The sequence below is a fragment of the Streptococcus infantis genome (assembly GCF_047464715.1).
In the GTDB taxonomy this organism is placed as follows: Bacteria; Bacillota; Bacilli; order Lactobacillales; family Streptococcaceae; genus Streptococcus; species Streptococcus infantis_S.
Genome location: NZ_JASHBJ010000001.1, coordinates 712,058 through 733,265, shown reverse-complemented (window position 1 = coordinate 733,265; position 21,208 = coordinate 712,058). Strand labels below are relative to the sequence as shown.

Genomic DNA, 21,208 nt, shown 5'->3' with positions numbered 1-21,208 from the left:
GTCCTTTTTATTTGCGTTTTTTCTTAGCTTTTTTCATTTTGTTAGCCATGCGTTTCATGGATTGTTTCATGGCAAATTCACCGATTTTACCTTTGAGGCCTCCACCGAGCATCTGGCTCATATCGGGCATTCCAGCTCCTCCGAGAGCAGACATATCCGGCATGCCACCTTGTCCCATCATACCTTCAAGGGCTGACATATCCATGCCACCAGGCATGTTTTTAGGAAGGTTGTTAGGGTTAATACCCATTTGCTTCATCATCTTGTTCATGTCACCAGACATGACACCTTGCATGAGTTGTTTAGCTTGGTTAAAGTCTTTGATGAACTTGTTGACATCGATAAAGGTATTACCAGAACCAGCTGCAATACGACGACGACGGCTTGGAGTGAGCAAATCTGGATTTTCACGTTCTTCCGGAGTCATAGATGAGACGATGGCACGTTTGCGAGCGATTTGTTTTTCATCCACCTTCATATTTTGAAGAGCAGGATTGTTGGCCATACCAGGAATCATCTTAAGCAAATCTTCCATTGGCCCCATATTTTGCACTTGATCCAACTGATCGATGAAATCATTGAAATCAAAGGTGTTTTCCCGCATCTTTTCAGCCATTTCAAGGGCTTTTTGCTCATCGTATTCTTGAGAAGCTTTCTCAATCAGAGTCAGCATATCTCCCATACCGAGAATACGGCTGGCCATGCGGTCAGGGTGGAAAGTCTCAATATCGGTAATCTTTTCACCAGTACCAGTGAATTTGATTGGTTTTCCTGTGATATGACGAACAGAAAGGGCAGCACCACCACGAGTGTCCCCGTCAATCTTGGTAAGGATGACACCGGTAACTTCTAATTGAGCGTTAAATTCTCGCGCAACGTTAGCAGCTTCTTGACCAATCATGGCATCGATGACGAGAAGGATTTCATTTGGTTGAGCAAGAGCTTTAACATCACGGAGCTCGTTCATGAGAAGCTCATCGATTTGTAAACGACCGGCTGTATCAATCAAGACATAGTCGTTATGGTTGGCTTTGGCTTGCTCCAAACCTTGGCGAACAATTTCCACTGCAGGAACTTCAGTTCCAAGAGCAAAGACAGGAACGTCAATTTGTTGTCCCAGTGTTTTAAGCTGGTCAATAGCTGCAGGACGATAGATGTCGGCCGCAATCATCAGAGGACGAGCATCCTCTTCCTTTTTGAGTTTGTTAGCAAGTTTTCCAGCGAAGGTTGTTTTACCAGCCCCTTGCAAACCGACCATCATGATAATGGTTGGGATTTTTGGAGACTTGATAATCTCAGCTGTATCAGAACCAAGAACTTCAGTCAACTCCTCATTAACAATCTTGATGATTTGTTGAGCTGGATTGAGGGTATCAATGACCTCATGCCCAATGGCACGTTCACGAACCTTCTTTATAAAGTCCTTAACCACTGGTAAAGCAACGTCGGCTTCTAAAAGAGCCAAACGAATTTCCTTGGTTGCTTCTTGGATATCACTCTCGGTGATTTTTCCTTTTTTACGTAGATTTTTAAAGACGTTCTGCAAACGTTCTGTTAAATTTTCAAATGCCATATTTATTCCTCTTATTCTCTATTGTCAATACTTGTTAAAATCTCAACTTGCTCTTGGAGAAAAGCATCTTCTGGATAGCGATCAATGATCTGATCAAAAATCTGACTGCGAACAATGTAGTCAGAGTACATATGGAGCTTCATCTCATAGTCTTCCAGAATCTTTTCGGTTCGTTTGATATTATCATAAACAGCCTGACGACTGACACCGAATTCTTCAGCGATTTCAGCTAAACTATAGTCGTCTGCATAGTAGAGTTCGATATAGTTCATTTGCTTATCAGTCAAAAGGGCTGCATAAAATTCAAACAGAGCATTCATTCGATTGGTTTTTTCAATTTCCATAAGATTTATTATACCAAAAAATAGGCTAGACTGCTAGTAATGGATTGATTTTAGAAGCAAGTGAGAAAAAGACGTTTTAACGGTTATTTTCTGACTATGAATCCTTTTTTTGGTATAATGGAGTGTATTATAATGTTTTAGAAAGAGGTTCTTATGAAAGAATTAGAAACTGTGTTAGAGCAACGTTTTGAGCTTGTTTTTTCAGATAAACAATTACTTGAAACAGCTTTTACTCACACTAGTTATGCAAACGAGCACCGCCTCTTAAAAATTTCACACAATGAACGCTTGGAATTTTTAGGAGACGCTGTTCTGCAATTATTGATTTCAGAATACCTGTACAAGAAATATCCTAAAAAACCAGAAGGTGATTTATCTAAACTTCGTGCCATGATTGTTCGCGAGGAGAGTTTAGCTGGTTTTGCGCGTGATTGCCAGTTTGATCAGTTTATCAAGCTAGGCAAAGGAGAAGAAAAATCAGGTGGTCGCAATCGTGATACCATCTTGGGAGATGCCTTCGAAGCCTTTTTGGGTGCTCTTCTTTTAGACAAGGATCTGGCTAGAGTGAAGGATTTTATCTATCAAGTCATGATACCAAAAGTAGAAGCCGGCGATTTTGAAATGATTAAAGACTACAAGACTCACTTGCAAGAATTACTCCAAGTCAATGGTGATGTCGATATTCGTTATCAAGTGATATCAGAGATTGGGCCTGCCCATGATAAGATGTTTCAAGTGGAAGTCCTTGTTGAAGGGAAAAGTCTTGGAACTGGTCAAGGACGTTCAAAAAAATTAGCAGAGCAGGAAGCCGCAAAAAATGCAGTTGAGGAAGGGCTGGATTCATGTATTTAAAGGAAATTGAGATTCAGGGGTTTAAGTCCTTTGCTGACAAAACCAAGGTTGTTTTTGACCAGGGAGTTACAGCTGTTGTAGGACCTAATGGTTCTGGAAAATCAAACATCACGGAAAGTCTGCGTTGGGCACTAGGTGAATCTAGTGTGAAAAGCTTGCGTGGTGGGAAGATGCCTGATGTTATCTTTGCAGGAACAGAAAGTAGAAAACCTTTAAACTATGCTTCTGTGGTTGTTACCCTAGATAACCAGGACGGCTTTATCAAGGATGCAGGCCAGGAAATTAAGGTAGAGCGTCACATTTATCGTACTGGAGATAGTGAGTACAAGATTGATGGGAAAAAAGTCCGTCTTCGTGATATTCATGATCTTTTCTTAGATACTGGACTTGGACGCGATTCCTTCTCTATTATTTCCCAAGGGAAGGTCGAAGAAATCTTTAACTCCAAACCTGAGGAACGCCGGGCTATTTTTGAAGAAGCAGCTGGAGTTTTAAAATATAAAACTCGTCGCAAAGAGACAGAAAGTAAACTGCAACAAACTCAAGACAATTTAGACCGCTTGGAAGATATCATCTATGAGTTAGACAATCAAATCAAGCCCTTAGAAAAGCAAGCAGCAACAGCTCGTAAATTTATAGAATTAGATGGTCAGCGTAAGGCGATTTACTTGGATGTTTTGGTTGCACAAATTCAAGCCAATAAGGCTGAATTAGATCTAACAGAAGAAGAATTAAACCAAGTTCAAGAACTTTTGACGAGCTACTATCAGAAACGTGAAGAGTTAGAAGAAGAAAATCAAACTCTCAAAAAGAAACGTCATGATTTGCAAGCTGAAATGTCAAAAGACCAGTCCACACTGATGGATTTGACTGGTCTAATCAGTGAATTAGAGCGTAAGTTAGCCTTGTCAAAACTGGAAACAGAACAAGTCGCTCTCAATCAACAAGAAGCTCAGGCACGTTTGGCTAGTTTGGACGAAAAGAGAAATGCTCTCATTCAGGAGAAGGAAGAAAAAGAAGCAAATCTCAGTCAGTTAGAAGAAAATTTAGCGGTCAATACGAAGGAACTCAATCGCTTAGAAGCAGAATTATTGGCTTTTTCTGATGATCCAGATCAAATGATTGAGCAATTGCGTGAACGTTTTGTGGCTTTCTTACAGGAAGAAGCGGATGTCTCTAACCAATTAACAAGGATTGAAAATGACCTTGAAAATAGTCGCCAACAGACTCAAAAGCAAGAAGAACAATTAGAATCCTTGAAGGAACAATTGGCTTCTGCCAAGTCCAAGGCTAGTGAGCAAGAGCTTGCCCTTAAATCAGCTAAAGAAGAAGTACAAAGTTTACTTGTCAATTATCAGATCAGTGCTAAGCAAGAGGAAGAACAAAAGCAGGCTTATCAAAGTCAGCAAAATCTACTCTTTGACCGTTTGGATAGTCTGAAAAACAAACAGGCCAAGGCGCAAAGTTTGGAAAACATTCTTAAAAACCATAGCAATTTTTATGCGGGTGTCAAGACTGTTCTCCAAGAAAAAAATCGCTTAGGTGGTATTATTGGAGCAGTTAGTGAACATTTAACCTTTGATGTTCGTTATCAGACAGCTCTTGAGATTGCTCTCGGTGCAAGTAGCCAACACATCATCGTTGAAGACGAACAGGCAGCGACTAAAGCTATCGATTTCCTTAAACGAAATCGAGCCGGTCGTGCGACTTTCCTTCCTTTGACAACCATTAAGGCTCGGAGCATTTCTGGGCAGAATCAAGATGTGATTGCCTCAAGTCCAGGTTTTCTTGGTATGGCAGATGAACTGGTTACCTTTGATACCAAGCTTGAAGCTATTTTTAAAAATCTGCTAGCTACCACAGCTATCTTTGATACAGTTGAGCATGCGCGTGATGCTGCTCGTAAGGTACGCTATCAAGTTCGTATGGTTACGCTAGATGGTACAGAATTGCGAACAGGTGGTTCTTATGCTGGTGGTGCCAATCGTCAAAATAACAGCATCTTCATCAAGCCTGAATTAGAGCAGTTGCAAAAAGAGATTGCTCAAGAAGAAAAGCTCCTTCGTCAGGAAGAAGAAAATCTGAAGTCAGTTCAAGAAGCTTTGGATACTCTTAGTCAAACTTTGGAGACCATTAAGTCCCAGGGAGAGCAAGCTCGTATCCAGGAACAAGGCTTGTACTTAGCTTATCAACAAACTAGCCAGCAGGTCGAAGAACTTGAGACTCTCTTGAAACTTCAGGAGCAAGAATTAAACAACCTTAGAGGTGGAGATTGGCAAGCTGAAAAAGAAAAATGCCAAGAACGTCTCGCAGTTATTGCAACTGAAAAGCAAAAGCTGGAATCTGAAATTGAAGAAATCAAGTCCAATAAAAATGCTATTCAGGAACGCTACAAAAACTTGCAGGAAAAAATTTCCCAAGAGCGTCTGCTTAAAACAGAAATGCTTGGACGGAAACGTTATGAGGTTTCTGATATTGAACGGATTAACAAAGAACTTGAGAACCTCAATATCGAGCAAGAAGAGATTGAACGTCTTTTGCAAGAAAAAGTAGATAATCTTGAAAAAGTTGATACAGAACTTTTGGCCAAGCAGGAAGCAGAAGCCAAGAGTCAGAAGGAAGAAATTCAACAAGGATTGATTCGTAAGCAGTTTGAACTCGACGACATTGAGGGACAACTGGATGATATTGCCAGTCATTTAGAACAAGCTCGCCAGCAAAATGAAGAATGGATTCGTAAGCAAACACGAGCGGAAGCGACCAAAGAAAAAATTACGGACCGCCTTCGTTATCTTCAAGGTCAACTGACTGAAGAATATCAGATTAGCTATACGGAAGCTTTAGAACAAGCGAATCAGTTGGAAGATTTAGCAATCGCTGAACAAAAGGTTAAGGATTTGGAAAAATCCATTCGTTCACTTGGTCCGGTTAACTTGGATGCTATTGAACAGTTTGATGAAGTGCACGAACGTTTGGAGTTCTTAAATACTCAGCGAGATGACATTCTTTCTGCTAAAAACTTACTTCTTGAGACCATTACAGAAATGAACGATGAAGTGAAAGAACGCTTTAAGTCAACATTCGAAGCCATTCGGGAGTCCTTTAAAGTGACCTTTAAGCAGATGTTTGGTGGTGGTCAAGCAGACCTAATCCTGACAGAAGGAGATTTATTGACAGCAGGTGTCGAAATCTCTGTTCAACCACCAGGTAAGAAAATCCAATCCCTCAACCTCATGAGTGGTGGGGAGAAGGCTTTGTCAGCTCTAGCTTTGCTCTTCTCAATCATTCGTGTTAAGACCATTCCATTTGTTATCTTGGATGAGGTAGAGGCCGCACTTGATGAGGCAAACGTTAAACGTTTTGGTGATTATCTCAATCGATTTGATAAAGACAGCCAATTTATCGTTGTTACTCACCGTAAGGGAACCATGGCAGCAGCAGACTCTATCTATGGGGTGACCATGCAAGAATCTGGTGTATCTAAGATTGTCTCTGTAAAACTAAAAGATTTAGAGAATATGGATGCTTAGTGAGTGCTCGTTACAAACTTTCAGCTAAGCATTTAGAATGACCTTTAAGAAGTCAGAAGGGTTACAAAAATAATTTGAGGAGCTTATATGGATTTTGATCTATTCCTAATGGTTTGTAATTATATTGGGACAATAGCTTTTGCAGCATCAGGAGCCATCAAAGGCTTTGGTAAACGTTTAGATATTTTTGGGATTAGTTTATTGGCAATCGTAACAGCAGTTGGTGGGGGGATTTTAAGAGATTCTATTATCAGTCGCTTTCCTTCCTCGCTTGCTGATCCTGGACCAATTTATGTCTCTATCCTTGTAGCAGTTATCATGTATGTCTTTGTGACTTCAAAACAGGCTAATGCGAGTCATGATAAAAAGTTCTATAAGTGGTTGAGAGAAGCCTATCTCATATTTGATTCCATTGGCTTAATTATCTTCTCTCTAATTGGAGCTACAGCTTTAGCTGATAGTAAATTGAATTTGATGTCTGCAGGGATTTTAGCCTGTTTAACGGGAGCAGGTGGTGGTATTATCCGAGACCTCCTGATCAATGAAGTTCCAAGTGTTCTAAAAGAAGACATCTATGCCCTTCTATCTTTTGTAATTGGCGTTATTTATTACTGGTTGGCCTTTGTCCTCCATTTTCCAAGAATTACTGCCTTTATTATTCTCTCAATTGTCGGTTTTGTGATTCGACTCTGTATTATTAAGTTTAAGCTCTCTTTGCCAAATATGGATAAGAGAACCTTGAACTGATGAATAAGCGAGACTTATTTTATATATGCGTCTAATCTCGTATGGATTAGGCGCTATTTTATTTTTTGCAAATACGGGAAATATTTGATGAAATTAATATTTTTTGGTATTATATCTAAAATTTAAAATAAGATAGGAGCAGCAATGAGTAATTTGAAGAATTCGGTTGATTTTATTAAAGAAATAGAGAAATTAAAGTCAGTAACAAGATTTAATAGAACTCTTGATGGAAGATTTGAAAATAGTGCTGAGCATTCTTGGCAGGGTGCCATAGCTGCAATGGTTCTTCAAGATTATTATCCTGAAAAATTGAATATGGAAAAAGTGATTTCTATGTTACTGCTTCATGATTTAGGTGAGATTTATGCCGGAGATACTTGGGTTTTTGATAATGAAAAAAAGTTTCATTCTCATGATAGAGAGCTAGAATCTATAGAAAAAACAATGAGCCTCCTTCCAGAAGAGAAATATTTGAATATGAAAAATTTGTGGTTGGAATTTGAAAAAGGGCAGAGTGCTGAAGCAAGATATGCAAGAGCAATCGATGCATTGGTACCACTGATAAATCATTTAGAAGTATCAGAATTAAATTATAACCCTGATAATATCAGTGCAGACATGGTATTAGAAAAGAAAAAGTTCATAAAAAGTGAATCTGAAGAATTATGGAAATTGACAAAAAAGTTAATTCAGGAAAGTGTAGAGAAGGGCTTATATTTATAATAAGAATTGGCTCTTTGGATTGATTTTTAGTATACTAAGGCGTGTCAATCCTGCACGTCTTTTTTGTTTTTTCTATGGTATAATAGTAGATAGATTTATAACTGGAGAATATAAGTATTTATGATAAAACTAGTCGCAACTGATATGGACGGGACTTTTCTAGATGAAGCGGGCCAATTTGATATGGAGCGCTTAAAAGCTCTTCTCTCTTCATATAAAAAACGAGGAATCTACTTTGCTGTAGCATCAGGACGTGGTCTTTTGTCCTTAGAGAAACATTTTGCGGATGTCAAAGATGAGATTATCTTCATTGCTGAAAATGGGAGTCTGGTTCGTTTTCATGGAGAGGACCTCTATGAAGCAACCATGCCACGTGATTTTTACCTATCAACATTTGAAAAACTAAAATCTTCCCCTTATTTTGATGAGAAGAAGATGCTCTTGACTGGTAAAAAGGCCTGTTATGTCTTAGAAACGGTGGATGAGACCTATCTTATGTTTAGCCATCATTACAATGAAAATATCCAAAAGGTAGGCAGTCTCGAAGATATTACCGATGAGATTTTCAAATTCACAACGAACTTTACTGAAGAGACAGTAAAAGCCGGGGAAGCTTGGGTCAATGAACATGTGCCCGGTGTTAAGGCTATGACTACTGGTTTTGAATCCATTGATATTGTTCTAGACTATGTTGACAAGGGAGTAGCAATTGTAGAGCTAGCGAAAAAATTAAATCTGGATATGGATCAAGTGATGGCTTTTGGTGATAACCTCAACGACCTTCACATGATGCAGGTTGTAGGACATCCAGTCGCACCTGAAAATGCTCGCCCAGAAATTCTAGAACTGGCCGAAACAGTTATTGGACACCACAAAGACCAATCAGTTATCGCTTATATGGAGGAATTGTAATGGCAGATATTAAATTAATTGCTTTGGACTTAGATGGTACTTTGCTAACGACAGATAAGAAATTAACAGATCGTACCAAGGCAACTTTGAAGGCTGCGCGTGAACAAGGAGTCAAGGTAGTCCTAACAACTGGACGTCCTCTCAAAGCCATGGATTTCTTCCTCAAAGAACTTGGAACAGATGGTCATGAGGATGAGTATACTATTACTTTTAATGGCGGTTTGGTTCAAAAAAATACGGGTGAAATCCTTGATAAGACAGTCTTTTCCATTGATGATGTGAGTCGTATTTACGAAGAAACTGAAAAACTAAATATTCCATTAGATGCTATTTCTGAAGGCGTCGTTTATCAGATTCAATCAGATCAAGAAAGTTTATACGCTCAGTTTAACCCAGCTTTAACCTTTATTCAAACTGCTCTTGAAGATTTGTCTAGTCAGATTACTTACAATAAGTGTGTCACTGCCTTTCCTCAAGAACCCTTGGATGCAGCTATTCAAAAGATTTCTCCTGAATTGTTTGACAAATATGAAATTTTTAAATCACGTGAACTCTTGCTAGAATGGTCACCAAAGAATGTCCATAAGGCGACAGGACTAGCTAAGTTAATTGAGCATTTAGGAATTGATCGAAGTCAAGTCATGGCTTGTGGCGATGAAGCTAATGACCTTTCTATGATTGAATGGGCAGGTCTTGGTGTAGCCATGCAAAATGCTGTGCCTGAGGTCAAAGCAGTTGCAAACGTGGTAACGCCTATGACCAATGACGAGGAAGCAGTCGCCTGGGCAATTGAAAAATATGTACTGAAGGAGAATTAAAGTATGGGATTATTTGACCGTTTATTTGGGAAAATAGAAGAACCAAAAATTGAAGATGTCGTCAAAGAAGCATTAGAAAACATTGATTTATCAGATGATAACGAGCAAAACGATGCATCGGAATCTGAAAATGCTGAAGTGACAGAACCAGAAGAGGTTACCTTACCAGAAGAACCTCAGGAAGAAATCAATGATGGCTCATCTGAAGTAGAGATTGTTGAGGAAGCAATCTCTGAGCCGATCGACGAAGTTGAAATTCATCAAGAAGAAGCAATTCAAGTTGAAGAGGTAGAAAGTCCTCAAGTGGAATCATCTCACGTTGAAGATATGACTTCAAGCGATGAAGAAGAGGATTTTAATCAACTTCAATCAGACGAAACAGAGCCGGAAATCACTGAGGAAGTGGAAGAAGATCTAGTAATCGAAGAAACTCCTCTGGTTGAAGAGACTGTACAGGAAAAGTATGATCGCAGTCTCAAGAAAACTCGTACGGGATTTGGGGCTCGTTTGAATGCCTTCTTTGCTAATTTCCGCTCAGTTGATGAAGAATTCTTTGAAGAACTAGAAGAACTCTTAATCATGAGTGACGTTGGTGTTCAGGTAGCTTCAAATCTAACGGAAGAATTGCGTTATGAGGCTAAACTTGAAAATGCCAAGAAACCAGAAGCTCTTCGTCGTGTTATCATCGAAAAATTGGTGGAGCTTTACGAAAAAGATGGGCAATACAATGAAAGTATTAACTTCCAAGATGGTTTGACTGTCATGCTCTTTGTAGGTGTTAATGGTGTCGGAAAGACAACATCAATCGGTAAATTGGCACATCGCTACAAACAAGCTGGTAAGAAAGTTATGCTGGTTGCTGCGGATACCTTCCGTGCTGGTGCGGTAGCTCAGCTAGCAGAATGGGGTCGTCGTGTCGGTGTGCCTGTTGTAACGGGTCCAGAAAAAGCTGATCCAGCCAGTGTGGTCTTTGATGGAATGGAACGTGCAGTAGCAGAAGGTATTGATATTCTCATGATTGATACAGCTGGACGTTTGCAAAACAAAGAAAACTTGATGGCAGAGTTGGAAAAAATTGGTCGTATCATCAAGCGTGTTGTGCCTGAAGCACCTCATGAAACCTTCCTAGCTCTAGATGCCTCAACTGGTCAAAATGCTCTTGTACAAGCTAAAGAATTTTCAAAAATCACTCCTTTGACAGGTATTGTCTTAACCAAGATTGATGGAACTGCCCGAGGTGGTGTCGTTCTTGCTATCCGTGAAGAGCTCAATATCCCTGTTAAGTTGATTGGATTTGGTGAAAAAATCGATGATATCGGTGAGTTCAATTCTGAAAACTTTATGAAGGGCCTTCTAGAAGGTTTGCTGTAAAAGAAAATCCTGCAAGAATTCTTGCAGGATTGTTTTTGATTATTCTAGTCGACCATCTTTACGATAGGCGATATCTGGTTGCCAGGTCCACTTAGCTCCGTATTTTTCAAGTAAATCAAAGCTAGCTTGAGGTCCCATTGTACCAGCCTTGTAGTCATGAAGTGGAGCTCCATTATCAGCCCAAAGTTTCTCAATACGGTCAATCAATTTCCATGATGCGCTTACTTCATCCCAGTGGCTAAAATTGGTTGAGTTATTGTTCAAAACATCATAGATCAGTTTTTCATATGGGTCTGGTGAAGCACCTGTAGCAGTCGCATCTGTTCGATAGTCAAGAGAATTTGGCGCAAGGCTAAACTCTTCACCCACCTTCTTACCGTTAAGGCTAAGAGAGAATCCTTCAGTCGGTTGGATATAGATGGTAAGCACATTCGGTGCTAGAGGTTCACCGAAAATAGAATCCATTTGTTTGAAGACAATGTTCACATGTGTTCCTTTTTCAGTTAGGCGTTTACCTGTACGGAAGAAGAAAGGTACACCACGGAAGCGATCAGTATCTACAAAGAAGGCACCTGAAGCAAATGTTTCTGTCATAGATTCGGGGTTGACATTTGGTTCGCTACGGTAAGAGATGTATTTCATGCCATCGACTTTACCCGAACGATATTGACCACGGATGAATTGTTCTTTGAGTTCCTCATCTGTAGGGTGGTAAAGGTTCTTGAAGACCTTGATTTTTTCTGCGCGAATGTCATCCTTGGTAAAGCTTGCAGGCTTGTCCATAGCAAGGAGTGACAGAAGTTGGAGGGTATGGTTTTGAACCATATCACGAAGGGCACCAGACTCATCATAGTAGCCACCACGTTCTTCAACACCGAGACGCTCTGCAAATGTGATTTGCACGTTATCGATGTGCTCACGATTCCAAACATTTTCAAAAATCATATTGGCAAAGCGAATGGCAAAAATGCTTTGAATCATTTCCTTACCAAGATAATGGTCGATACGATAGATTTGCTCTTCGTTAAAAGTAGCTAGAAGTTCTTCGTTTAGTTTGCTTGCAGTCTCATAGTCTGTACCGAAAGGTTTCTCAACAATCAAACGTTCAAAGCCCTTACCGTCAACGATTTGCTCTGACTTGAGGTGTTTAGCAATGGTACCAAAGAACTGAGGTGCCATTGAGAGGAAGAAGAGTTTGTTGTGCTCAGTCTGATATTTTTCGTTTAATTCAGCCTGAAGCTTGCGTAGTTCGATGTAGTGCTCAGTATCATTAACATCGTGACTTTGATAGTAAAAATGACTAGCAAATGCTTGAGCTTCTTCTGCGCTATCTGCCAAGTCCAAGATAGATTCGACAACAACAGATTCGAAATACTCTTTACTCCAAGGTCTACGAGCAGTTCCGATAACAGCAAAATGATCAGAAAGATTACCTGATTTATAAAGTCTAAAGAGTGAAGGGTAAAGCTTTCGTTTAGCCAAATCTCCACTTGCGCCGAAAATTGTAACAATAACTTTAGATGACATCCAGCTACCTAATTTCTATTTTGTTTCCTAGTCAAGCTAGTCATGAGGAATCCCCATTTTCATACCCTTTATTTTATCATAATTTTCTAAAAAATCCAAAATTCCAATACAAGTAAGAAAAAAACTGCAAGGGAAACCTTGCAGTTTTTTTAAGCGTTGAGAACCTTGTCCAAAAATTCTTTTAGACGAGGGTGTTGTGGGTTATCAAAGATTTGATCAGGGGTTCCATCTTCTAGGAATTCTCCGTCTGCGGTAAAGATTACACGATTAGCAACCTTACGAGCAAAACCCATCTCGTGAGTTACGATGATCATGGTCATACCTTGCTCTGCCAATTCCTTCATAACGTTAAGAACGTCGCCGACCATCTCAGGGTCAAGGGCAGAAGTTGGCTCGTCAAAGAGCATGATATCAGGGTTCATTGCTAAACCTCGAGCAATAGCCACACGTTGTTTTTGTCCGCCAGACAAACTATCAGGATTAGCATTGGCCTTGTCAGCAAGTCCAACCTTTTCAAGAAGTTCCATGCCTAATTTTTCAGCTTCAGGTTTGGTTAATAACTTATGCTCGATAGGAGCAAAAGTGATATTTTCCAAGACAGTCATATGTGGGAAGAGATTGAAGTGCTGGAACACCATTCCGACATTTTCACGAACATGATCCACGTTGGTTGCTTTATCCGTCAAATCATAACCATTAACAGTAATATGACCTTTTGTACCTTCCTCAAGGAGATTCAAGCTACGCAAGAAAGTTGACTTACCTGAACCAGAAGGACCGATGATACAAACAACATCACCTTCGTAGAATTTTACAGAGATTCCTTTTAGAACCTTGTTTTTCCCATATTGTTTATGTAAATTATCGACATCAATTTTTAATTTTGCCATTATTGAATCCTCTTTTCTAAGCGTTTCGCTAATCTAGTTAGAAGAGTGATAATCACAAGGTAGAAGACTGCGAGAATTGCATACATTTTGAAACTTTGGTAGTTACGAGCAATGATAATCTTACCAGTTTGGAAGAGTTCTACCAAACCGATTGCAGATACGATCGTTGTATCTTTCAATGCGATAACAAATTGGTTGACGAAGTTTGGAAGCATGAGCTTGGTTGCTTGAGGCAAGACAATCTTACGCATGGTTTTTCCATATGAAATACCAAGACTTCGACTAGCTTCCATTTGTCCAACAGGAACGGCCTTAATACCACCACGAACGATTTCAGCGATGTAAGCTGCTGAGTTTAGGGAGAGGGCAATTGTACCAGCGACAAAGTCGTTGATTGGACTTTGTTGACCTGTGAGGGATTCGATAAAGTTAGGAACTCCCCAGAAAATGAAGGCTGCGAGAATCATCAATGGAATACCACGGATAACGTCAACGAAAATCTCTGAAATCAAACGGAGTGATTTATAAGGGCTGACACTAAACATACCAAAGATTATACCGATGAAAATCGCAATTACAAATGAAATAAGTGCTAATGAGAGGGTAATTCCAAGTCCGCTGAGAAGTTGTTTGTAGTTGTTTTTCAACAAGCCCCAGATAGTTGTTTCATCAGCGGTTGAACTTGTAGTAGTAGAATCGCTAGCTAAATACTTATCAAGAATCTTTTGGAATTCTCCATTTGCCTTAAGGTTTGCAAGACCCTTGTTAAACTTCTCTAGCAATTCTGGATTGCTTCCTTTTTTTACTGCAAAAGCAGTTTCACCAATTGGTGTACCTGCGATTGGTGTTTTTAACTTTTGTCCTTGTCTGATAGAATATTTAATAACAGGTTCGTCGTCCATAACGGCATCAATTGAACCAGTGTTTAAGCTATCATACATAGATGCAGCATCAGAAAAAGTTTTGATCTTGTAACCGTACTTGCTTTGATTATCTGTTAGGAAGGTTTGTGAAGCAGTACCATTTTTCACACCTACAGTCTTACCGTTCAAATCCTCATAAGAAGAAATGGTACTTGATTCTTTCACACCGAGAATGGTGTTTGCTGTATAGTAAGAATCAGAGAAATCAAAAGTTTCTTTACGAGCATCCGTAACTGACATACCTGCAATGATACCGTCTGCTTGTCCAGATTGAACCGCATTGATAGCAGCATCAAAACCAGGGTTGGTAATTTCAATTTCAAAGCCTTGGTCTTCAGCGATTGCCTTGATTAGATCCATATCGATACCAGTGTATTGATTGCTTGAATCCTGGAAAACAAATGGCGCAAAAGATGAGTCACTGGCGATAACATACTTGTTTTTCTCGGTATCAGCTTTTACTAGTCCTAATGAAAAAATAGGAAATATAATAAGCAAACAAGCTAGAATTTTTTTCTTCATGTGATGTCTCCTTTCAGGGTATTTTCAAATTATAGCAGAAAAAATTGTATCCGGCAAATATTTTATATTTCTATGTCAGAAGATATAACATATAATAAGATGAGGTAGTCTGTTGAGAAACAGAAACTCTTCCCTTTTTATGGTAAAATAGAAGGATAGAAAATGTGTATGAGGCTATTATGATAAATAGAATTACAGACAACAAATTTAAACTTGTATCCAAATACCAACCGTCAGGGGATCAACCACAGGCCATTGAGCAGTTGGTGGATAATATCGAGGGTGGAGAAAAGGCCCAAATCTTAATGGGGGCGACTGGTACAGGGAAAACCTATACCATGAGTCAAGTGATTGCGCAAGTTAATAAGCCAACCTTGGTCATTGCCCACAATAAGACACTAGCAGGCCAGCTCTATGGGGAGTTCAAGGAATTTTTCCCAGAGAATGCTGTTGAGTACTTCGTTTCTTACTATGATTACTACCAGCCAGAAGCTTATGTGCCCTCTAGCGATACCTACATCGAAAAAGATAGTTCGGTCAATGACGAGATTGATAAACTTCGCCACTCCGCTACATCAGCTTTGTTGGAGCGTAATGATGTTATCATTGTGGCATCAGTTTCTTGTATCTATGGTTTGGGTTCTCCGAAGGAATATGCTGATAGTGTGGTAAGTTTGCGTCCGGGTCTTGAGATTTCTCGCGATAAACTGCTGAACGACTTGGTGGATATCCAGTTTGAGCGTAATGACATTGATTTCCAGCGTGGAAGATTTCGCGTACGTGGAGATGTGGTGGAGATTTTCCCAGCCTCTCGTGATGAGCATGCCTTTCGTGTTGAGTTCTTTGGAGATGAGATTGATCGTATTCGTGAAGTCGAAGCTCTTACGGGGCAAGTTCTGGGCGAAGTGGACCATTTGGCGATTTTCCCAGCCACTCACTTTGTGACCAATGACGACCACATGGAAGTAGCTATTGCTAAAATTCAGGCCGAGTTGGAGGAGCAGTTAGCTATCTTTGAAAAAGAGGGTAAACTCCTCGAAGCACAACGCTTGAAACAACGGACAGAGTACGATATCGAGATGTTGCGTGAGATGGGTTATACCAATGGTGTCGAAAACTACTCACGTCACATGGATGGACGAAGCGAAGGGGAGCCACCTTATACTCTTCTTGACTTTTTCCCTGATGATTTTCTGATTATGATTGACGAGAGCCATATGACCATGGGGCAAATCAAGGGGATGTATAATGGAGACCGTTCACGTAAGGAAATGTTGGTTAACTACGGTTTCCGTTTACCGTCTGCCTTGGATAACCGTCCCCTCCGGCGGGAAGAATTTGAAAGTCATGTTCACCAGATTGTCTATGTATCAGCGACGCCTGGGGATTACGAGATGGAGCAAACGGACACTGTTATTGAGCAAATCATTCGTCCAACAGGTCTTTTGGATCCTGAGGTAGAAGTGCGTCCAACCATGGGACAGATTGATGACCTCTTGGGGGAAATCAATGCCCGTGTTGAAAAGAATGAACGCACCTTTATCACAACCTTGACTAAGAAAATGGCAGAAGACTTAACCGATTACTTCAAGGAAATGGGGATCAAAGTCAAATACATGCACTCGGATATCAAGACTTTAGAGCGGACAGAGATTATCCGAGATTTACGATTAGGTGTCTTTGATGTCTTAGTCGGGATTAACCTCCTTCGTGAAGGGATTGACGTGCCTGAAGTCAGTCTAGTTGCTATTCTTGATGCCGACAAGGAAGGCTTCCTCCGAAACGAACGCGGATTAATTCAGACCATTGGTCGTGCTGCCCGTAATAGCGAGGGTCATGTCATCATGTATGCTGATACTATGACTCAATCTATGCAAAAGGCCATCGATGAAACGGCTCGCCGCCGTAAAATCCAGATGGCCTATAATGAAGAGCATGGCATTGTTCCACAAACCATTAAGAAAGAAATCCGTGACCTAATCTCTGTAACCAAGGCAGTTGCTAAGGGAGAGGATAAGGAAGTCGATATCAATAGCCTTAACAAACAAGAACGTAAAGAATTGGTTAAGAAACTGGAAAAACAAATGCAAGAAGCCGTCGAAGTGCTTGACTTTGAACTGGCTGCTCAGATTCGTGATATGATGTTGGAAGTCAAAGCGTTGGATTAGATAGGATAAAGCGAATGAAAATTATCATTAAAACAATGGAAACTCCTGAAGAGATAGAAGGAAAATCTCTCGTTCATTGGCAAACGTGGAGAGAGGCTTATGATGACCTTTTACCTGCAAAATTTCAGGAGACGATGACATTAGAAAGATGTCGCTTCTTTAGTCAAAAATATCCAGAAAATACATTGATTGCAATGGACGGTATGAAGGTAGTTGGTTTTATCAGTTATGGAAACTTTCGTGATGAGACTATTCAAGCTGGTGAAATTATTGCTTTATATGTCTTAAAAGACTATTATGGAAAAGGTATTGCTCAGAAATTAATGAAGGAAGCTTTGAGGACTCTTGATCATTTTTCTGAAATTTATTTATGGGTATTGAAAGATAATAAGCGAGCCATTGCTTTCTATCAAAAAATGGGTTTTACTTTTGATGGCCAAGAACAAATACTTGAACTAGGAAAACCTGTTAAGGAATTGCGGATGGTGTGTTCTTCAAATAAAGATTCCTAAAGACGTATCTATCAATATTTGAACTATTATCAATTAATCAAGTGTAAAGAGTGAAAGAGATTGAATGAAACAAAGAGATGAAGGTGAGAACGAATGAAAATTCTAGTCATCAATGGACACCCTGATAAGGAAAGTTACTGTCAGGCTATTTTTCAAACCATTGTAGAAAATATTGACTCAGGTCGCCATGAACTTGAAGTCATCAACCTTAATGAAGAGGACTTTGATCCTGTTTTACGTTATGGTTATCGAAAACGTATGGAGGAAGATCCCTTTATCCTTCGTTCCCAAGAATTAATCCAGTGGGCAGACCATTTTATCTTTGTCTATCCCATTTGGTGGAGTAGTATGCCCAGTCTCCTGAAAGGTTGGATTGACCGGGTCTTTACACCAGGGATTGCTTACTCTGCTAATGATCAGGGGAGCTTTATCTGGAATTACCTTAGAGGCAAGCAGTTTAGAAAGTTATTAAAAGGGAAAACAGCCAGTATTTACGCAACCTCCATGGCGCCCACTTGGTGGTACGAAATCTTTTCGGGTCCTATCAACATTCCAGATAGCTATGGTATCTCTGTTTTGAAAAATGCGGTCTTGAATCACTGTGGAATTAAAACTAAGCGCGTGTGCGTACTAGGAGAAGTTGGTCGAGATGTGAATACAGCTAGTATGCGTGAAAAACATCTCCAAAAAGTAGCAGAAGAAGTTAAAAAATTATCATGAAACAAGATAATAAAAAAGAGAAAAAATCAAAAAAACTCTATATGCCAAATCGAAAAATGAGCTGGCTAGATAAAGTAAAATTGTGGTTGCTACAGCATTCAAAAATAGCTTTTCTATTAGATTGTAGTGTATTTTGGTTCTCAGCTATCGGGTTATTTTATTTGTTGCTTGGAACAACTTTTGTTCCAAAACCATATCAAAACTTCAATTATGTCTTTCCACTTATTATGAATCTAATATTCTTAGTGAATATACTTTATCAGGGTTTTTTTAGAGATAATTTCGATGGAATGACTAGAGTCCAAGATTTTGCAAATCCATTCTTGTACCTAAATGGAGTAGGTTTGTTGTTTCACACTTTCTTTGGAATAATGGGTAGAAATAGAAAGTCTATTCCTCCCTTACTAACCTTAGATCACCGCTACATCTGGTTTCCAATTCTTACTTATATAACCTTCTTCTTAGTGGCTGCTTTGATCATTTTGATTGCCAAGCATATTGAAAAGAAAAAGGGAAAAGAAGAAAATAGGGAAAATCCACACAAATGAAAAAGAATAAAAGAAATTCAAATACAAAAAAGAATCTCTCAAGGAGAGAAAGTTTTCATCTTTGGCTAGATTCTCATAAATTTTTAGGATTCTTCTTGATCCTCGGTCTTATCCTAGCAATAGGACTAAGTTTGAATCTAATTTTCGAAAGCCTTCCTATTCCTTCACCATACAGAGATATCAACTATAGTTTTCCAATATATATAAATCTTTTTTGCCTGGTATATCAATTCTTTGACTATTGGTTCCTAGACTTGTCAAGGACAAAGATGACAATAAAAAGATATGCAGATTTATTTATCTATCTTAATAGTATCGGTTTAATAGTCCATCTATTTTTAGGAGTTGGCGGGAAAAATAGTAAGGGCCTTCTGCCTTCTCTCTTATCCCTAGATCACCGCTACATCTGGTTTCCTATTCTTACTTATATCATCTTCTTCCTAGTAGCTGCTTTGATTATTTTAATTTCCAAATATGTTAAAAAGAAAAGGAGTTAATCATGCTGAAACATCTGACTGTATTTAGGGTAATTTACCTTTCGTGCCTGGTATTTGTACTGATTCATTTTATCTTAGGATTGTTTGGTTTAGCTTTTACACCAATTTTATGGAATATCTGGTTCTTTGGCCTCTGCCTAACCTTATTTATTCAGCCGTGGACCATCTTTTATAAAACGAGGATTTTTCAATGGCATCATCTGATTTTTCAAGCTCTCAGTGGATTTTTCGCTCTTTTAATCTGGTTAATGATATTCTTTTTCCTATCTTTCATTCCAGACTCATCCATACCTATCAGTATAGACTATCAAGTTAATAGTAAAGACAAAGAGATAAGAATTAATAGGGGTTCTTTTCTTGATGATATTCGTGAATATCACGACTTGATTAATCCTTTGATTATGAAGTCTAAAGTTAAGTACAAGATAGAAAATTAAATCTTAGAAAGTGAGTCCTATGTCTCGAGCACATTTAACCATTCTAACCAATATTTGCCTGATTGAAGACCTTGAAAAGCAGCGCGTGGTCATGCAGTATCGTTCGCCGGAAACCAACCACTGGTCTGGCTATGCCTTTCCAGGAGGGCATGTCGAAGACGGAGAGGCTTTTGCAGAATCTGTTATTCGTGAAATATACGAGGAAACAGGTCTGACAATCCAAATTCCTCAACTGGTTGGCATTAAAAATTGGCCACTAGATACAGGTGAGCGTTACATTGTTTTTTGTTACAAGGCGACTGAGTTTACTGGCACTCTCCGTTCTTCAGAAGAAGGAGAAGTTTCCTGGATACAAAAAGACCAGATTCCAAATTTGGATCTGGCCTATGATATGTTACCTTTGATGGAGATGATGGAAGCTCCAGACAAGTCTGAATTTTTCTACCGTCATCGTACAGAAGACGGATGGGAAAAGAAGACTTTCTAATCTTTGACTAAATAACCTAGCTGATCCAAGGCCTTCTCGATATAGAGGAGGTCTTGTTTGCTTTCAGCCTCAACCAAATGGTAGTGTATTCCATCTGTTAATTCTGATAGGGGGCGAAAATCTGAAGATTCAGCTTGGTTTAAAAAGTGTTCTACATCTCGTCTACAACTCAACTTAAGAAGGGTTTCGATTTCTCCATAGACAGGATGGTCGATAAGAATGTTTTGCACCCGACCGCCGTTATCAACGATAGCAAGTAGTTCTTGCTCCATATCTTCCTCTTTGTGTTTAACCTTAAAGAGTTTGTGAACAAAAGGATTGGCTTTGTTTTCTTTATAGATATAGCCACGATTAGTAGATAGAATAGGAGCTCCATCTGCGCGAAGCACAGCTATATCCTGAACAATAATCTGCCGAGTTACGTGAAAATGTTCTGCTAAACTTTGGCCATTCATTGGCTTTTGAGATTCTTTTAAGAGTTGAATAAGCGCTTCTTTTCGGTCTTTAGTCATGATTTACTTTCTTAATGGCGTTTTCTTAGTGCTTTATAAACAGCTAATGCTAAGTAATAGTCTATCATACTATGAACAATAGTTCCAAAACCAACTAATACAAAGAGAACATAGAACATATTTTTTAGGTCTGTTCCTGTACTAGCATAGAAGATGATACAAGCAAAGACTTCGGCGATAGCATGTACTAAACCAAGTACAAAGTTAAAAATCAAGGAAGATTTCTTATTGTCCAAGGTTTGAGGATGTTTTTGAAGGTAGAAAGCTCCCAGGGTTCCAAAGAAGATATGAGAAAAAGCTCGAAGTACGATAACAATCGGATAACCGGCTAGTAAGAATCCAATACTAGAAGCAATAATGACAAAAATAGCCATCCATGGAGAGAGAAACATAGCAATGAAGATGGCCACGTGACTTCCAAGAGTGTAGGAAGCGGGAGGAATAACGATTTTAAATGGCATCATTATAGGAATCAAAATAGCGATAGCTGTCAGCAATGCGGTTAAAGTCATGAATTGGGTTTTCTTTTGTGTATTCATAATAACTCCTTTTTATGTGTATATACAGTTGTATAGTACACTAAATTATTTTTCAA

At 39.2% G+C, this 21,208-nt stretch carries 20 protein-coding genes; 13 read left to right on the top strand and 7 right to left on the bottom strand.

All coding sequences use genetic code 11. The features are described 5' to 3' along the window. Positions 1-7: 7 nt before the first annotated feature. On the bottom strand, positions 8-1,573 hold the full coding sequence (ffh, locus tag QM419_RS03710) for a signal recognition particle protein (RefSeq protein WP_075231685.1): 1,566 nt from the start codon (positions 1,571-1,573) through the stop codon (positions 8-10). Positions 1,574-1,584: 11 nt separating this feature from the next. Next, a complete protein-coding gene (locus tag QM419_RS03705) occupies positions 1,585-1,917 on the bottom strand; it encodes a putative DNA-binding protein (RefSeq protein WP_303405088.1) in 333 nt (110 codons plus the stop codon). 153 nt (positions 1,918-2,070) lie between these two features. On the opposite strand from QM419_RS03705, the gene rnc reads away from it, so the two are divergent. From rnc to ftsY, 7 genes are all read left to right on the top strand, one after another. Continuing rightward, positions 2,071-2,769, top strand: coding sequence for a ribonuclease III (gene rnc, locus QM419_RS03700; protein WP_016465984.1), 699 nt, complete (start codon positions 2,071-2,073; stop codon positions 2,767-2,769). Continuing rightward, on the top strand, positions 2,760-6,299 hold the full coding sequence (smc, locus tag QM419_RS03695; RefSeq protein WP_414277926.1) for a chromosome segregation protein SMC: 3,540 nt from the start codon (positions 2,760-2,762) through the stop codon (positions 6,297-6,299). Before rnc ends, smc begins: the two co-directional genes overlap by 10 nt. Positions 6,300-6,386: 87 nt before the next feature. Further along, a complete protein-coding gene (locus QM419_RS03690; RefSeq protein WP_414277925.1) occupies positions 6,387-7,046 on the top strand; it encodes a trimeric intracellular cation channel family protein in 660 nt (219 codons plus the stop codon). Positions 7,047-7,190: 144 nt separating this feature from the next. Beyond that, entirely contained in the window at positions 7,191-7,769 is a 579-nt protein-coding gene (locus QM419_RS03685) for an HD domain-containing protein (protein ID WP_414277924.1), read from the top strand. 120 nt (positions 7,770-7,889) lie between these two features. Continuing rightward, complete coding sequence (locus tag QM419_RS03680; RefSeq protein ID WP_414277923.1) at positions 7,890-8,681, top strand: Cof-type HAD-IIB family hydrolase; 792 nt, start codon at positions 7,890-7,892, stop codon at positions 8,679-8,681. After that, on the top strand, positions 8,681-9,499 hold the full coding sequence (locus QM419_RS03675) for a Cof-type HAD-IIB family hydrolase (protein ID WP_414277922.1): 819 nt from the start codon (positions 8,681-8,683) through the stop codon (positions 9,497-9,499). The genes QM419_RS03680 and QM419_RS03675 overlap by 1 nt, the downstream gene beginning before the upstream one ends. Before the next feature lie 3 nt (positions 9,500-9,502). Continuing rightward, positions 9,503-10,870, top strand: a complete 1,368-nt coding sequence (gene ftsY / locus QM419_RS03670) for a signal recognition particle-docking protein FtsY (protein ID WP_414277921.1) — start codon at positions 9,503-9,505, stop codon at positions 10,868-10,870. A gap of 39 nt (positions 10,871-10,909) precedes the next feature. Here ftsY and zwf read toward each other — a convergent pair whose 3' ends face one another. From zwf to QM419_RS03655, 3 genes are all read right to left on the bottom strand, one after another. Beyond that, positions 10,910-12,397, bottom strand: a complete 1,488-nt coding sequence (gene zwf / locus QM419_RS03665) for a glucose-6-phosphate dehydrogenase (protein ID WP_414277920.1) — start codon at positions 12,395-12,397, stop codon at positions 10,910-10,912. 149 nt (positions 12,398-12,546) lie between these two features. After that, a complete protein-coding gene (locus QM419_RS03660) occupies positions 12,547-13,287 on the bottom strand; it encodes an amino acid ABC transporter ATP-binding protein (RefSeq protein WP_006150592.1) in 741 nt (246 codons plus the stop codon). Further along, entirely contained in the window at positions 13,287-14,732 is a 1,446-nt protein-coding gene (locus QM419_RS03655; protein ID WP_414274771.1) for an amino acid ABC transporter substrate-binding protein/permease, read from the bottom strand. The genes QM419_RS03660 and QM419_RS03655 overlap by 1 nt, the downstream gene beginning before the upstream one ends. A 179-nt stretch (positions 14,733-14,911) precedes the next feature. Between QM419_RS03655 and uvrB the strand changes: the two genes are divergently transcribed. From uvrB to QM419_RS03625, 6 genes are all read left to right on the top strand, one after another. Continuing rightward, complete coding sequence (uvrB, locus tag QM419_RS03650) at positions 14,912-16,900, top strand: excinuclease ABC subunit UvrB (RefSeq protein ID WP_414277919.1); 1,989 nt, start codon at positions 14,912-14,914, stop codon at positions 16,898-16,900. A gap of 14 nt (positions 16,901-16,914) precedes the next feature. Beyond that, positions 16,915-17,412, top strand: a complete 498-nt coding sequence (locus QM419_RS03645) for a GNAT family N-acetyltransferase (protein ID WP_414277918.1) — start codon at positions 16,915-16,917, stop codon at positions 17,410-17,412. A 93-nt stretch (positions 17,413-17,505) separates the two neighbouring features. Beyond that, on the top strand, positions 17,506-18,132 hold the full coding sequence (locus QM419_RS03640) for an NAD(P)H-dependent oxidoreductase (RefSeq protein WP_414277917.1): 627 nt from the start codon (positions 17,506-17,508) through the stop codon (positions 18,130-18,132). Continuing rightward, the gene (locus QM419_RS03635) at positions 18,129-18,680 is read left to right on the top strand and encodes a hypothetical protein (RefSeq protein ID WP_414277916.1); all 552 of its coding nucleotides are present in this window, start codon (positions 18,129-18,131) and stop codon (positions 18,678-18,680) included. The genes QM419_RS03640 and QM419_RS03635 overlap by 4 nt, the downstream gene beginning before the upstream one ends. Positions 18,681-19,179: 499 nt before the next feature. After that, a complete protein-coding gene (locus QM419_RS03630) occupies positions 19,180-19,614 on the top strand; it encodes a hypothetical protein (protein ID WP_414277915.1) in 435 nt (144 codons plus the stop codon). A gap of 19 nt (positions 19,615-19,633) precedes the next feature. Continuing rightward, positions 19,634-20,101 carry an 8-oxo-dGTP diphosphatase gene (locus QM419_RS03625; RefSeq protein WP_414277914.1) on the top strand — a complete coding sequence of 156 codons (468 nt, stop codon included), beginning with the start codon at positions 19,634-19,636 and terminating at the stop codon, positions 20,099-20,101. Here QM419_RS03625 and QM419_RS03620 read toward each other — a convergent pair. Further along, a complete protein-coding gene (locus tag QM419_RS03620; protein WP_414277913.1) occupies positions 20,098-20,613 on the bottom strand; it encodes a transcription repressor NadR in 516 nt (171 codons plus the stop codon). The two genes, QM419_RS03625 and QM419_RS03620, sit on opposite strands and share 4 nt — an antisense overlap. Before the next feature lie 11 nt (positions 20,614-20,624). Beyond that, positions 20,625-21,152 carry an ECF transporter S component gene (locus QM419_RS03615; protein WP_414277912.1) on the bottom strand — a complete coding sequence of 176 codons (528 nt, stop codon included), beginning with the start codon at positions 21,150-21,152 and terminating at the stop codon, positions 20,625-20,627. Between the last annotated feature and the right edge of the window lie 56 nt (positions 21,153-21,208).